Raw genomic sequence first — 14,860 nt, 5'->3', positions numbered from 1 at the left:
GCGGGAAAAGCGGCCATTCATTCGAACCGCAGCGGGAGCGAAACTCTGAAGGAACAAGTCGCGGGCAAAGCATGGGCAATCGAGCTGACCAAGCTGGTGGTTCCATATCTTTTCCATAACTGCGATCTGTCAGCCTATTGCGACTGTTATCACACCTCGCATTACAGACATGGCAGGCGAACTCGTCTGTTTATACTCTGACGCAGTGTCAAAATTCGAGCGACGCTGCTTTGACCCCTATGTCCTGCCCGCAGCCCAAACTGCGCCACGGCGGATCATCTCGGTGACTTCAGGCACCTTGAGATCGTCCAACTCATGTCCGATCGAGCAGTAGAACACGCGCCCCTTGTCCCAACGTCGTGTCCAAGTGACGGGGATCACCGTGCCCTCAATCCACCAAAGGTGATCCCCTGAAAACGTCGTCGTCGCCAGCACGTTGTTAGACGGGTCAGTGAGCATATAGTACTGTTCTGACGTGATGCGGAAACTGCGGATCCCTTCGACAAGTGGGTGATCTGGCTGGCAGATCGTCACATCATAATCAATGTAGTCTTCTTTGGGCTGGAGATTGTCGGGCCAGCCGGGCGGGTGTGCGACGAACTGACCACCGATCAGGAAGTGGTAGGTGGGACGGTCGCGAAACGCGTCACCCATATGCCCATGCCAGCCCGCAAGACCACAGCCATCGCCGATGAGCTTTAGCAGGCCGTCTTCCTGCACCTTGGTCATATTGCCGAACTCTTCTTGATGCCCTGAGCGGGCGGACGACCAGATCGGGGTGATCAGATCGACATCCGCCATGTCCTCAGGGCGTTCCAGTGGTTCAAGCGTGTCATGAACGACGACCTCAAAACCGTTTTCCACCAGCAAATCGCGATACCAATCCGCAAAATCCTTTGGGGCGTGGCCTTCCCAGCCCCCGACAAAAAGTACAGCTTTCATGACTTATGTTCTCTCATATAGTTCAGGATCGAGGCCATATCGCGGGCGGCGTAGCCCTCCGATTCAGCCTTTCTAAGGATTTCCAGAGTGCTCAGACCCTGTGGCATATCAGTGCCGAGTTTGCGGGCCAGATCGGCAATCGCTTCCATGTCCTTGCGCGCAAGGGCCACTGTAAAGGTCACGTCATGCGCGGCCTGGTCAAGGTAGAGCGGACGGCGGTATTTCAGCATCGGCGCACAGGCCGCAGAGGCTTCGATCACGTCAAAGGCCGCAACCGGCGCAATCCCCGCTGCCTCGGCAAGCGTCATCGCCTCAGCCAAGGTTTGGTTGATGCCGTGGATCAGCGAATTAACCGCCAGTTTCATCACCGCGCCACTGCCCGTCTGACCAAGGCACCGTGTTTCTTTGCCCATCGCCTCAAAGAGCAGGTTTAACGGTGCAGCCTCGGCTGGCGTGCAGCCCGCCATGATGAGCAGCTGCGCATCGGCCGCGGCCTGTGTTGCGCCAGAGACCGGCGCGTCGATGACACGGGCTCCCACGGGGGCCCGTTCCGCCAGCCATGCGATGTGGTCCGGGCTCATCGTGCCCATCTCGACATAGGTCCGCGCCGATCCGGCAAAAAGCCCCTCCGCGCCGCTATGTACATCTTTTGAAGACGGATCGTCGGCCAACATAGTCACGATCACCTCCGCCGCATTCGACAGTCCCCGGGGGCTGCCTGCTGTGGCGCAGTCCAGCTCTGTGGCTAGAGATTGGGCCTTTTCACGCGAGCGATTCCAGAGAGTCACGTCATGCCCCGCACGGGCCAGATTGCGCGCCATATGCGCGCCCATCCGGCCCAGTCCGGCAAACCCGACCCGCATCACGCCACCTTTTCAGTTTCCAAGCCCGAAATAGCGGCAATCAGGTTTTCCTCGGTCACCTCTTCAGAGGTGAAGGTCCGCATAACCTGACCCGAATACATTGCCACGATACGGTCGGCCACACGAAGCACCTCGGGCATTTCCGAACTGATGACGATTACCGCATAGCCCTGTGCCGCCAGTTCGCGAAGCAGATTGTGAATTTCCGATTTTGATCCGACGTCGATCCCGCGTGTGGGTTCGTCCACGATCAGCACGTTGGGACGCATCGACAACCATTTCCCAATGACGATCTTTTGCTGATTGCCACCCGAAAGGTTGCCGACCATCTGTTTCCAGCCCGGTGTCCTGATGTCGAGCTTGTCGCGGTATTGATCGAAGATCGCGATCTCGGCCCCGTCGGCCACGAACGGCCCGGATTTAAGATCGTCGATTTGCGGCAAGGTCATGTTATCGCGGCAGTTCATGCCAAGCACGAGGCCCTGTCCCTTGCGATCCTCCGGCACCAGCGAGATGCCCCGTTCGATTGCGTCATACGGCGAATGAATCCGCACCTCTTCGCCGTCCAACAAGATTGAACCGGATGACGGGTTTCGAAGGCCGAATAGCGTTTCAGCGATTTCCGTCCGGCCGGCACCGACGAGTCCGTAAAATCCGAGAACCTCACCGCGCCGGACCTCGAAATTAACATCGTTGAATAGATCACCACAGCTTAGACCGCGAACTTCAAGCGCGACATCGCCCAATTCGTGATGGGATTCATTGCGGCTGAGGTCAAGCTTGCGCCCGATCATCATCTGGGTCACGCCTTCTTCATTCGTATCGGCTGTGTTGACCGTGCCTTGGTATTGGCCGTCGCGCAAAACGCTGATCCGGTCAGTGATCTTGAATATCTCTTCCATCCGGTGCGAGATATAGGCAATGCCAACACCCTGTTCTTGTAGGTCAGAGATGACCTCGAACAAAACAACCTTTTCCGCATCGGTCAGCGATGCGGTCGGCTCATCAAAGATCACAGCCTTTGCGTCCACCGTCAGTGCGCGGGCAATTTCTACCATCTGTTGGTTGGCAATCGAAAGGTCACCCACACGCGTCGTGGCGTTAAAACTGACCTTTAGCTTTTCGAGAATGGTGTTGGTCTTGGCCTCCAGTTCAGCCCAGTCCACCAGCCCGAACCGCTTGCGTGGCAATTCTCCAAGATAGATATTCTCGGCCACACTCAGCTCATCTGCGAGGCTGAGTTCTTGGTGGATGAAGACGATTCCTTTCGCTTTCGCGTCCAACGGGCCTGACATGATCACTGGTTGTTCATCTACAATGATCAGGCCTTCGTCAGGCTGGTGAATTCCGCCAAGCACCTTCATCAGAGTGGATTTTCCAGCACCATTTTCACCCATCAGGGCATGCACTTCGCCCGGCAGGATCGAAAGAGAGACGCCATCAAGTGCACGTACACCGGGAAAGGTCTTTACGATCCCTTCCAGCCGAAGGACAGGGGCGGGGGTCGTCGGTTCAATAGTCTCGGTCATACCTTCAACTCCTCTTTGCCTTTTACGTTCAGCTGCCGATCAAGGAACAGCACAGCGATCAAAATGAGACCGATCACAAGGTTCACGGTCGATGTATCAGCACCGATATGGCTCAGCCCCTTGCGCAACAACTGGATCGCCACCACTCCGCCGAAGGTCGAGATGATTGAGCCCGCCCCACCGGTCAGTTTGGTACCGCCCAGCACGACGGCGGTGATCACCCACAACTCATAAAGTTGGCCATCATTGGGGTTCACCGAACCGGATTCCGAATAGAAAACTACTGCGGACAGTGCCGCCAAGAAACCGATGATCATAAAGTTGATCATCATGTGTGGGCCGACACGGATGCCGGCATTGACGGCCGCTTCGCGGTTGTTACCAATGGCATAGGCGTTGCGGCCATGAACTGTGCGGGTCATCAGAAACCAGATCACCGCAGTCACAACCAGCAGGAACCATGTTGCGGTGTGAAAACCAAGGAACTGGGCCTCAGCGAAGTCGACCAGCGACCAGTTGAGATGGCTAGTCGGCTGTTCGCCGTTATACATGAAGACCAATCCGCGATAGCCCAGCATAGATCCAAGCGTCACAATAAAGGCATCCACTCCGGTCTTCCATACGATCAACCCGTTGATCGCGCCAAGAACCACGCCGGTCAGCAGCGCGAGGCACCAGGCCACTGGAATGACCCAATTGCCGAGACCTGCGAACATTGTCCATGTCATCGAGTCCAGCAGGACAATGGCGCAAATTGCGTAGATTGCTCCTACGGATAGGTCGATATTGCCGTTGACCATCACGATTGTCATACCCATGGCGATGATGCCGATCGGTGCCGACTGTTTGAGCAGCAGCAGCATGTTGTCGCCGTCCATGAAGGCCTTCTCGCTCACAGAGAAGAACTCGCCCGCGACTGAGAAGAAGATCAGCTCTAGGACGATGAAACCCCAGATGGCGCCGCCTGCGAGGTATTTTGAAAGTGTTCCAGCTTGCATTTTTTTTCCTCTCTTACGCGATCGGCGACATGAGCTTGCCGCGCTTGGCCGCAATATCAAGCCAGACTGCAAGGATGATGATGACCCAGGTCACGACGTACTGTACGGAGAAATCAAGCCCGACCAGCAAGAGACCATTCTGAATGAACCCGAGGATGAGTACGCCGATCACCGTCTTGAAGATTGTTCCCGAACCACCCAACAGAGATGCCCCGCCAAGAATGACTGCGGCGAGTACTTCAAGTTCTAGTCCTTGCCCTACAGTGTTTTGTGACCCCATGGAGCGACTGGCCTGGATGAGACCAGCGGTGGCCACGCACAGCGCGCTCATGATGTAGCACAGGAAAACCACGCGGGCCCGCCGAACGCCTGAGAAGGTCGCCGCCGTACCATTGCCGCCCACCGCGTAAACTTTTCGGCCAAACGGTGTCTTGGACAATATGATGCCCAGCAAAGCCGCCAGCGCGATGAATATCAGAATCGGCGTTTGAATTCCCATGATATTGCCTTGCCCGAAGATCGCAAACCAAGTGCCTTCTTTGTCGGCGATGTCCATGTTCTTGCCGCCCGAATAGGTCAGCGTCAGTCCGTGAATGGCCGAAAGCATCCCCAGCGTCACAATCAATGAATTGAGCTTGAGGTAGCCGACAAGAAACCCGATGAAGGCCCCAAGGCACAGCGTCATCGCGAACATTGCAGGGATCGCAAGGGTCGGCCCTATCTTGTCGTGAAGATCAAGGACCACGATGGTTGAAAACGACATCATCGACCCTACGGAGAGATCGAGATTGCCGCTGATAACGACAAAGGTCACCCCCAACGCCATCACCCCCAAAATCGCCGAAGACCTGACCACGTTCTCGAAATTATCGAGGGTCAAGAATTTCGGGTTGGCAATTGTGAACCCAATTATGAAGAAAGCGAAGGCGATCAGAATGCCCTGTTTCGCCAGCAACTTTCCGATGTCCTGCTTCGTAAACTCAGCCATTGTTCCCTCCCTTGGGTCACGCTCGGCGACCCTTAGTTCATTTCTTTTCAGCCTGCCGAACTGCCTTCCCGGCACATCAGATCAAACCAGTGTCATGCCGCCGTCAATCATCACGATCTGACCTGTCATGTAGTCGCTTTCCGGTGCTGCCAGAAAGGTGGTCGTTCCAATGATGTCTTGTGGCTTGGCAACGCGGCCACGCAAGATTTCAGACGAAAACTCTTCCATTGCCTGACCGGGACGTTCGGCTGCGCCGATGTCCATCAGGTCTCGATCGACCTGCTCCCACATCTCGGTGTCTACCACACCGGGGGCGAACCCCGTTACGGTGATATTATGTCTCGCTAAGTCGCGCGCGCCCGATTGGGTCAGCGCCACAACCGCAAATTTACTGGCACAATAGGGTGCCACGTTATCAAAACCCTGACGGCTGGCAATTGAGGCGGTGTTGATTATCTTGCCGCCTCTGCCCTGCTTGATCATTTGGCGGGCCGCTTCCTGTATGCCAATCATGCAGCCAAGCCCGTTGACCCCCATGATAAAATTCCAGTTGTCTTCGGTGACATCCATAAAGTTCATTGGCCGATTGACGCCTGCATTGTTGAACTTCACATCCAGCCTGCCGAACGACGCGACCGTATGGTCGATCATCGCGCGTACTGTGGCGCGGTCGGTCACATCGACCTGCGCATGTGTCACTTTGCTGTCGCCGTATGTCTTTCGATTCGCGTCTGCGACTTTGGCAATCTTATCACCATTGATGTCGGCGAAACATACGCTTGCCCCTTCTTCCAAAAGCGCCTCAGCGATGGCGCGCCCAATACCTTGTGCGGCACCTGTAACAATGCACGACCGACCAGAGACTCGACCCATTGGTCATCTCCCATACTTAAATCAATTTTGGAATGCGAACGGGCGTTAGGTGGGGGGCCGCAGCCCCCCACCTAATTCTAGTGGAACCTTAGAATACCGGCTTGGTAAACTGATCCATGTTGTCCTGTGTGATCTTCGGTGTGTCGAAGTAGTTCAGGAACGGCAGCTCTTCGCCGTTGAGCAGGTCAATCGCGGTCTTAAGCGCTGCTTCTGCGTCATCGACAGGTGACTGGTAGATGGAACCCCAGTATGTGCCTGCGGCCATTGCTTCATAGCCAACAGCGAAGTTGGTTGCGCCGACGAAAGTAATGCCCTCGCGGCCAGCAGCCACAGCGGCGTTCATTGCGCCAACACCCATGTTGTCATCGCCTGAATAAACGCCGTCGATGTCATCATACTGCACGAGGAAGGCTTCCATGACCTGCTGGGACTTTTCACGGTTCCAGTCACCTGGCTGCTCGTCGATCTGCTCTACGTTCGGGCAGACTTCTGGCAGGCGGTCGTTGAAACCCTGAGCGCGCTCGATGGCGGTCGTGTAGCCCGGCTGACCTGTGATGTGGACAACCTTGGCCTCATCTTCGATGCCCAGCTCAATGAAGCGGTCGCACATGATTTCAGCAGAGCGAATGCCCTGTGTGACGTTGTCCGGGCCGGAGAAGGACGCGACGAAATCGAAGCCCGCTTCGGCGATGTTGGAGTTGGTGACAACAACCGGGATGTCAGCCTGAGATGCCTTGCGAACGGCAGGGATCACTGCTTCGCCGTTTGTTGGCCAAATGATGATCGCGTCGACTTCTTGCTGAATGAGGTCTTCCATCTGGGCGATCTGGCGGGCAACGTCGCCACCAGCGTCCAGAACGACGACTTCAACATCATCGTTGGCTTCTGCCGCGGCGATGAAGGCCTTTTCGTAGGTCGTCTGGTAGCTGTCGACCCCAACATTGTTCTGTGTGATGCCGATTGTCATGGTTTCGGCGGTAGCCATACCCGCAACGGCCATCGCCGCTGTTGCCGTCGTGGCTGCTAGGATTGTACGTAGTTTCATAGTGATCTCCTCCAAGAACTTTATAGACTTTTATGTCTTTTCCCCACCCTCCCGGCGGGAATCACCATCCGACGAGCCGGTGTGATCCCATACAGCTTGCAAGAGTGACCGAAGCCTAACCCCCCAAATGTTATCCATTTCGGATAAAATAATATCCAATATGGATATTATTGCGATACATTCTGAAGTCATTCCAGCGGCAACATAAGGTGTATCTTATGACGATTCCAAAATCATCCGAAATGAACAAATCACGTGGCCATCGCCACACTAAAGGGAAGGCAGCGATAGGGGGTATGAATAAGATGAGGGGGGATAATTTCAATCAACTTATGCCACCTCAGGCGAAGGCAGATATGCTGAGCGTTCTGTCGTTTATGGAAAACCTTGGTGATGAGTTAGAAAACGCGTCCGACCTGTTTGCATCCACCCCGAACTTGCGCATTTCCATGCATTTGATCCGTGGGCATCTGGACGGGCGGCTTGTCACAATGACATCGCTGATCGGGGCCAGTCGCGCGCCCTACGCCACAGCCAATCGCCGCATCAAAGACATGCAAGATGTGGGCCTGATCGACCAACGCGCGCGGACGGCAACAGGGAAAAGCTTTTCCTTGCACCCCAGCGTGCTCTTGTTGGACCAATGGACCCAACTGACACATCGCGTGCATCGCCTTGCGACTGCTCAATTCGGTGGTGCTGGGTCGACAGAAGCATCTGACTACTACTTCGGCGGATCGTACCTAAACGCAAAATCGATCCCCCCAATGGAGGTTTTGGCCGAGCCGCTCAAGCTAGCAGGCGGTTTACGCGTTCTGGTCCATGGTGATCCAACCTTTATGGTGATGGATAACCTCAAGCGCCAGTTTGAGCAGACCATCGGCACGCAAATTCATCAACGCGCCTTTTCGATAGATCGACTGCGCGAAGAAACCATGCGCAATGCAAGCCGTAAGTCGAGCAACTACGATATCATCGCCGTTGATCTGCCATGGGTCGGCGGATTCGCAGAACAGCACGTCTTGATGCCGCTAGATGAAGCCATGGAAATAGCCCGCATTGATCCGGCGGACTTCCATACCGCTGGCTGGCAAGCGGCCCACTGGGGCGGTCGTGCCTACGGGATTCCGGCGCAAACAACGCCAGAACTTTTGTTCTACCGTAAAGATCTGTTTGCCCAAGCGGGCCTTGAGCCACCCGCCACAGCCCAGGACTTGCTGACTGCTGCAAAGGCGTTACACGATCCACAACGCGGTCTGCATGGCATCGCCTGGAACGCCGCGCGCGGGACAGCATTGGGTCACACCGTTCTGATGACCTTGGCGGATTTCGGGCAACCTATCCTTGATTTGCCCCCGAATGCGGGTGGTTTTGATACGCAGCACCTTGCGAACCGTGATTACCGGTTCACAATCAATACGCCAGCGGGTTTGCAAGCGGCAGAATTTTTGAAAGAGCTTCTGAAATATTCGCCGCCTGATATTTTGTCGATGTCATGGTACGAACGCATACGCCCATATGCTGCAGGGCGCATTGCAATGGCCTATGGCTACACGTTGCTGGCTCCATATTTTGAGCTCGATGAGGCGTCCCCTGCAAAGGATCAGACAGGGTACCTGCCGCATCCTGCTGGCCCAAACGGCGCGCCAATCGCACCTGTTGGCGGCTATGTGATGGGCATACCTGCCAATTTGCCAAAAGAACGCGTTGCGGCGGCGGTGGAGGCCTTGTTGGTCTTCACCTCTCCGCCCGCGCAAAAGCTATATGTCCAGAACGGCAGCCGCACGAACCCGCGCTATTCCGTAGGGTCCGACCCCGACGTGCGGCGTCTGTCGCCTATCTTCGAGGCGGTCGATGGCATGTCATGGCGCGATGAGCTTCAGTTCTGGCCACGCCCGCCAATCCCCGAAATCGACGAGATCATCCAGATCTGCGGAGAAGAATTTCACGACATGTTGCGCGGGATCATAACCCCGCAAAATGCATTGCGCCGCGCGCAGGAGAGAGCCGACGCAACCCTAACCTCACCATAATCATGACGTCAGGAGGAGACACCCATGGACCCCAATCGCCTTAAAGGTAAAAACATTCTCATCACCGGTGCCGCCCGCGGCATGGGCGAAGCCAACGCAAGATCCTTTGCTGAACAAGGCGCCAACGTCTGTATCGGCGATCTGGACCTCGACATGGCGAAAAACGTTGCCGACGAAATCAACGCTGCAGGCAATGGCAAGGCGATTGCCGTCAAGATGGATGTCACCAGACGCGAAGATAACGCAGCCGCTGTGGCAGCCACTGTCGAGGCCTTCGGGTCGATCAACGTCGGTGTCTTTAACGCGGGTCTGAACAAACCTCGGTTCTTCATGGATATCGATGAAGACAACTGGGACATGATCATGAACGTCAACACCAAGGCGATGTGGCTGGGCATGCAGGAAACCGCCCGCCAGATGATCGAACAGGGACCGATGGAAGATCACCCGTATAAACTGATCAACGTCGGCTCGATTGCATCGCGCAAGCCGTTGATCGATGTCACCGTCTATTGCACTTCCAAATATGGCTGTCTGGCGCTGACGCATTGCGGTGCCCTCGGTCTGGCAGAGCACAATATCACTGTGAATGGCTATGCGCCTGGCGTCGTTGTGACACCGCTTTGGGAGCAGCTGGATAAAGACCTTGTTGATATCGGCTTCAAGGAAAAAGAAGGCCAAGCCTACGACGATATCGTACGCGATGCGCTTCAGATCAAGCGCGTGTCTTATCCCAAAGACATCATCGGCACCGCATCCTTCCTTGCGTCTGATGACAGCGATTACATGACCGGCCAGATGATCCACGTCGATGGCGGCTGGTGCATCCAGTAACGGGCCACCCCTTTCACCTTTAATTCAAATGGGGCCATGCGCCTCTGAGGAGACTTCCATGTCAGAACGTCCGGGCAATGCCCTTATGCCGAACCTGCTTACCCCGATGGACCTTGAGCCCAACTGGGAGTGGCGCGACAAGTTGCCAGCCCATGGACACATGTCCGTCGACTTTGAAAACCGGGTAAACCATGACCGCTTGCGTCGATATCGCCTTGCGCGCACGCGCCAGTCGCTGCAAAACTCGAACGCGGGCACGCTGTTGTTGTTCGATGTGAACAACATCCGCTACGTCTCGGCCACCAAGATCGGCGAATGGGAACGCGACAAGATGTGCCGTTTCTGTCTGCTGACGGGTGACGACAGCCCCTACGTCTGGGATTTCGGCTCAGCCGCTGAGCATCACAAGCGCCATTCGGACTGGCTAGAACCCAGCCACTGCCTTGCAGGTGTTGTCGGCATGCGCGGAACCATCCCACCTGAATTCGGCTTGATGCAGAAGTATGCCAAGCAGATCGCGGGACTTATCCGTGATGCGGGCATGGCCAATATGCCAGTTGGTGTTGATTATGCGGAAACTGCGATGTTCCACGCACTGCAAGAAGAAGGCCTCAACGTGGTCGATGGCCAACAGATTATGCTGGCCGCACGCGAAATCAAAAACACGGATGAGATCCAGCTTTTGACCCAAGCTGCAGCGATGGTCGATGGCGTCTACCACATGATCTACGAAGAGCTGAAGCCAGGCATCCGCGAGAATGACATTGTCGCGCTGTCCAACAAGATGCTCTACGAGATGGGCAGCGACGACGTCGAGGCGATCAATGCCATTTCTGGCGAACGTTGCAACCCGCATCCGCACAACTTCACCGACCGATTGATCCGCCCGGGCGATCAGGCGTTCTTTGATATCCTGCAATCCTACCAAGGCTATCGCACCTGCTACTACCGCACATTCAACGTCGGCCGCGCAACACCGTCGCAAAACGATGCCTATGTGAAAGCGCGTGAATGGATCGACGCATCAATTGCGATGATTAAACCGGGTGTGTCCACCGACAAGGTGGCAGAGGTTTGGCCCACTGCCGAAAGCCTCGGCTTTGCCAACGAAGATCAGGCCTTCGGTCTGCAATTTGGTCACGGGCTTGGCCTTGCCCTGCACGAACGGCCAATCATCAGCCGCGCTGTGTCCATGGATCACCCGATGGAGATCAAAACAGGCATGGTGTTTGCGCTGGAAACTTATTGTCCGGCAACAGACGGATATTCTGCCGCACGGATCGAGGAAGAAGTCGTCGTGACCGAAACCGGATGCGAAGTCATCAGCCTGTTCCCGGCCGAAGAACTGCCCATCGCCAACCGCTACTAATCGGCGACAAAGCTCTGCCATGCGTTTTCTCCCTGCGCAAGGCGGAGCCGAACCCACCGTCTAAGAGGATATCATGGCCAAAACAAAGACAAATACCGAAGATTATCTGCGTATGTATCGCCAGATGGTGCGCATCCGCTCGTTCGAGGATAACGCCAACCAGCTTTACCTCTCGGCCAAGATGCCAGGGTTGACCCACATGTATTCCGGCGAGGAAGCGGTTGCTGTGGGAATCTGCGAGGCGCTTAAGGTGACGGACAAGATCACCTCAACGCACCGTGGCCACGGCCACTGTGTCGCCAAGGGAGCGAATTTCAAAGAAATGTTCTGCGAACTTCTGGGCAAGGAAGAAGGCTATTGCCGTGGCAAGGGTGGCTCGATGCATATCGCGGATCAATCCAATGGCAATCTGGGGGCCAACGCCATCGTCGGCGGCTCCATGGGGATCGCCACGGGCTCGGCCTTCACGGCAAAATTGTTGGGCAAGGACGATGTGACCGTTTGTTTCTTTGGCGACGGGGCCACAGCACAAGGTCTGTTGTATGAGGTCATGAACATGGCAGCACTTTGGCACCTGCCTGTTATCTATGCCTGCGAAAACAACGGCTATTCCGAATACACCAAAACCGAAGAAATTGCTGCCGGTTCAATCACCGCACGTGCAGAGGCCTTCGGCATTGAGGCGCATCAGATCGACGGACAGGACGTTCTGGCGGTCAACGAGTTGACGCAAGATCTGGTTGCCCGCGCCCGCAAAGGCGAAGGTCCGTTCTTTATGGAACTGATGACCTATCGCTATCACGGCCACCACGTTGGCGACATCAACCGCGAATACTACCGCTCCAAGGAAGAAGAAAAAGACTGGAAAGAAAACCGCGATCCGATCATCAAGTTTCGCGGCTGGCTGGTAGAACAGGGCATCGCGTCCGAGGACGAGATCGAAGCGATGAACGCCGAGATCAAAAAAGACGCAGAAGACGCCGTCGCCTATGCCGAGGCCGCCGCTTACCCCGATGAATCCGAAGTCGATATGCACGTCTTTACAGACGTCAAACACGCGCTGGCCTGAGGAGAACAATATGCGAGAAATTACCCTGTCCCAAGCGGTCAACGAAGCATTGGCCGAAGAGATGCGCCGCGATGACACCGTGTTCATCATCGGCGAAGATGTGGCCGAGGCGGGCACACCGTTCAAAATCCTGAGCGGCCTTGTCGAAGAGTTCGGCACTGAACGCGTCGTTGACACACCCATCGCCGAGCCCGGTTTCATGGGCCTTGCCGTGGGTGCCGCGATGACAGGCACACGCCCTGTTGTAGACCTGATGTTTGGCGACTTCATTTACCTGATCATGGATCAATTGTGCAATCAGGCTGCCAAGACGCACTATATGTCAGGTGGCAAGATGAGCGCGCCACTGGTGCTGCGCACCAATATGGGTGCAACCCGCCGCTCTGCCGCGCAGCACTCCCAATCACTGCATGCCTTGGTCGCGCATATTCCCGGCCTCAAGGTGGCGATGCCATCGTCTGCCTATGAGGCCAAGGGCCTGTTGAAAACGGCCATCCGCGACAACAATCCGGTCGTGATCTTTGAAGACAAGCTGATGTATCAGGACAAGGCACCGGTCCCCGAGGAGGAATTTCTGATCCCCTTCGGAGAGGCCAACATCAAACGCGCGGGCAGCGATATCACCCTCATCGCGACGTCCTCGATGGTGCAGGTCTGCGAAGCTGCCGCCGAGATATTGGCGAAAGAAGGGATCGAGGCCGAAGTGATTGATCCGCGCACGATTGTGCCGCTGGACGAAAACACGCTGATCGCGTCAGCCAAGAAAACTTCCCGCGTCATCGTCGTGGACGAGGGGCACCAGAGCTATGGCATCACGGGTGAAATTGCGAGCCGGATCAATGAAAAGGCATTCTATCATCTCGATGCGCCTGTGGTGCGCATGGGGGCGATGGATGTGCCTATTCCCTTTTCGCCCGCCCTTGAGGACATCACCGTACCGACACCCGAAGGCGTGGCCGAGACTGCGCGCAGACTCATGTCGGGGGAGATGATCCATGCCGCATGAGGTCATCATGCCCGCCCTCGGCATGGCCCAGGACACCGGCAAGATCGTCAGTTGGCTCAAATCTACTGGTGATCCGGTCAAAGCGGGTGACGCACTGTTCGAGGTAGAAACCGACAAGGCCACGATGGAGGTTGAATCCCCTGCCGATGGCTATCTGACAGATGTGCAGGCCGACGCTGGCGCAGACGTGCCCGTGGGTCAGGTGATCGCCCTTGTGTCCGAGACCGCCGAAAGCAGCGGTGCCGTTGCGCACTCCCCTGTTGATACGGACGCCCCTGATGATGCGCCGTTGCCAGAGGGCAAAGCCGTCATCATGCCCGCGCTTGGTATGGCACAGGATACAGGTGTGATTGTGGCCTGGCACAAGGGGCTTGGCGATCCAGTCGCTGCGGGTGACATTCTGTTCGAAGTGGAAACCGACAAGGCGACAATGGAAGTCGAGGCAGGGGCCGATGGTTTCGTTGCGGCATTGCTGGCCGAAGCAACCGAATCCGCCCCGGTCGGGGAAACCATCGCAATTATTTCTGCTGAAAAGCCTACCAATCCGGTGCAGCGCAGCATGGCGGATGGCGCTATATCAAAACCAGCCACGACGCCTGATCAAACGCCAAAAGCCGAGGCGAAAGACGAACAAAAATCCGCGCCAACAGCCAAGCAGGTCAGCAAAGCCCCCCCCACAAAACCGACAGTCAAATCAGCCGATGGTCGTATCCTCGCCTCGCCCAAAGCGCGGCGGTTGGCGTTGGAACAGGGGCTGGATCTAAACCGTCTTGTAGAGGCCGGACATCCCCAGCCCTTCCATGTCGCGGATCTTGAGGTCCTTCGGGCATTGCCCGCGCAGACAGTGGAAACCGCCGCAGCACCGTCCCACCGCCTCACGGCGGAAGTACCTACAGACGGGTTCTCTGAATTTGCTCTGTGGGCCGCAGAAAACGCAGGTCTGAAAGACGCAAATGCCGTGCTCGCAGGTCTTGCTGCCGCAAGCCTTGGCCATGAAACGGCAATCATTATGGTCGAAAGCTTCGGGCAAAGCCGCGCCTATCAGGTGCCCGCCGGTGCGTTCAGTTCTATCGTTGAGGCCGAGGACGACACCGCACCAGACCTTATCCTGCGCGATCTGCGCATGAGCCGTGTCAGCACTGTCAACCTTGGTGCGGAAAATGCGCCTGTTCTCACGCTAACACAGGCAAAAGGCGGGCTTTCCATCACGCTCGAATGTGCGGGCCATCACTTGTCCGCCAGCGCCGCTATCAGCCTTTTATCAGAATTTTCAGGCCGCATGGAGCAGCCGCTCCGCCACCTGCTTTAAGT

Annotated in this window: 13 protein-coding genes; 6 read left to right on the top strand and 7 right to left on the bottom strand. The window is 56.2% G+C overall.

The features are described from left to right. Window positions 1–237: 237 nt before the first annotated feature. The 7 genes from C1J03_RS07235 to C1J03_RS07205 form a co-directional block, all read right to left on the bottom strand. Window positions 238–942 carry a ThuA domain-containing protein gene (locus C1J03_RS07235; RefSeq protein ID WP_114885096.1) on the bottom strand — a complete coding sequence of 235 codons (705 nt, stop codon included), beginning with the start codon at window positions 940–942 and terminating at the stop codon, window positions 238–240. Continuing rightward, window positions 939–1,805, bottom strand: a complete 867-nt coding sequence (locus C1J03_RS07230; protein WP_114885094.1) for an NAD(P)-dependent oxidoreductase — start codon at window positions 1,803–1,805, stop codon at window positions 939–941. The genes C1J03_RS07235 and C1J03_RS07230 overlap by 4 nt, the downstream gene beginning before the upstream one ends. Further along, entirely contained in the window at window positions 1,805–3,334 is a 1,530-nt protein-coding gene (locus tag C1J03_RS07225) for a sugar ABC transporter ATP-binding protein (RefSeq protein ID WP_114885092.1), read from the bottom strand. Before C1J03_RS07225 ends, C1J03_RS07230 begins: the two co-directional genes overlap by 1 nt. Beyond that, window positions 3,331–4,332 carry an ABC transporter permease gene (locus C1J03_RS07220; protein WP_114885090.1) on the bottom strand — a complete coding sequence of 334 codons (1,002 nt, stop codon included), beginning with the start codon at window positions 4,330–4,332 and terminating at the stop codon, window positions 3,331–3,333. Before C1J03_RS07220 ends, C1J03_RS07225 begins: the two co-directional genes overlap by 4 nt. Window positions 4,333–4,345: 13 nt before the next feature. After that, window positions 4,346–5,320, bottom strand: coding sequence for an ABC transporter permease (locus C1J03_RS07215; protein ID WP_114885088.1), 975 nt, complete (start codon window positions 5,318–5,320; stop codon window positions 4,346–4,348). 81 nt (window positions 5,321–5,401) lie between these two features. Then, entirely contained in the window at window positions 5,402–6,193 is a 792-nt protein-coding gene (locus tag C1J03_RS07210; protein WP_114885086.1) for an SDR family oxidoreductase, read from the bottom strand. Between the two features lie 88 nt (window positions 6,194–6,281). After that, complete coding sequence (locus tag C1J03_RS07205; RefSeq protein ID WP_114885084.1) at window positions 6,282–7,238, bottom strand: sugar ABC transporter substrate-binding protein; 957 nt, start codon at window positions 7,236–7,238, stop codon at window positions 6,282–6,284. Between the two features lie 296 nt (window positions 7,239–7,534). Between C1J03_RS07205 and C1J03_RS07200 the strand changes: the two genes are divergently transcribed. From C1J03_RS07200 to C1J03_RS07175, 6 genes are all read left to right on the top strand, one after another. Continuing rightward, on the top strand, window positions 7,535–9,271 hold the full coding sequence (locus C1J03_RS07200; protein WP_114885082.1) for an extracellular solute-binding protein: 1,737 nt from the start codon (window positions 7,535–7,537) through the stop codon (window positions 9,269–9,271). A gap of 24 nt (window positions 9,272–9,295) precedes the next feature. Continuing rightward, window positions 9,296–10,105, top strand: coding sequence for an SDR family NAD(P)-dependent oxidoreductase (locus tag C1J03_RS07195; RefSeq protein WP_114885080.1), 810 nt, complete (start codon window positions 9,296–9,298; stop codon window positions 10,103–10,105). 58 nt (window positions 10,106–10,163) lie between these two features. Further along, entirely contained in the window at window positions 10,164–11,474 is a 1,311-nt protein-coding gene (locus C1J03_RS07190; protein ID WP_114885078.1) for a M24 family metallopeptidase, read from the top strand. Between the two features lie 73 nt (window positions 11,475–11,547). Then, entirely contained in the window at window positions 11,548–12,543 is a 996-nt protein-coding gene (locus C1J03_RS07185) for a thiamine pyrophosphate-dependent dehydrogenase E1 component subunit alpha (RefSeq protein WP_114885076.1), read from the top strand. Window positions 12,544–12,553: 10 nt separating this feature from the next. After that, complete coding sequence (locus C1J03_RS07180) at window positions 12,554–13,549, top strand: alpha-ketoacid dehydrogenase subunit beta (protein ID WP_114885074.1); 996 nt, start codon at window positions 12,554–12,556, stop codon at window positions 13,547–13,549. Beyond that, window positions 13,539–14,858: a biotin/lipoyl-containing protein gene (locus C1J03_RS07175; RefSeq protein WP_114885072.1), complete on the top strand. Its 1,320-nt coding sequence runs from the start codon at window positions 13,539–13,541 to the stop codon at window positions 14,856–14,858. The genes C1J03_RS07180 and C1J03_RS07175 overlap by 11 nt, the downstream gene beginning before the upstream one ends. Window positions 14,859–14,860 lie beyond the last annotated feature (2 nt).

The organism is Sulfitobacter sp. SK012 (genome assembly GCF_003352085.1).
In the GTDB taxonomy this organism is placed as follows: Bacteria; Pseudomonadota; Alphaproteobacteria; order Rhodobacterales; family Rhodobacteraceae; genus Sulfitobacter.
The sequence above is the reverse complement of the archived record's forward strand: the minus strand, read 5'-3'. Positions and strand labels throughout refer to the sequence as shown.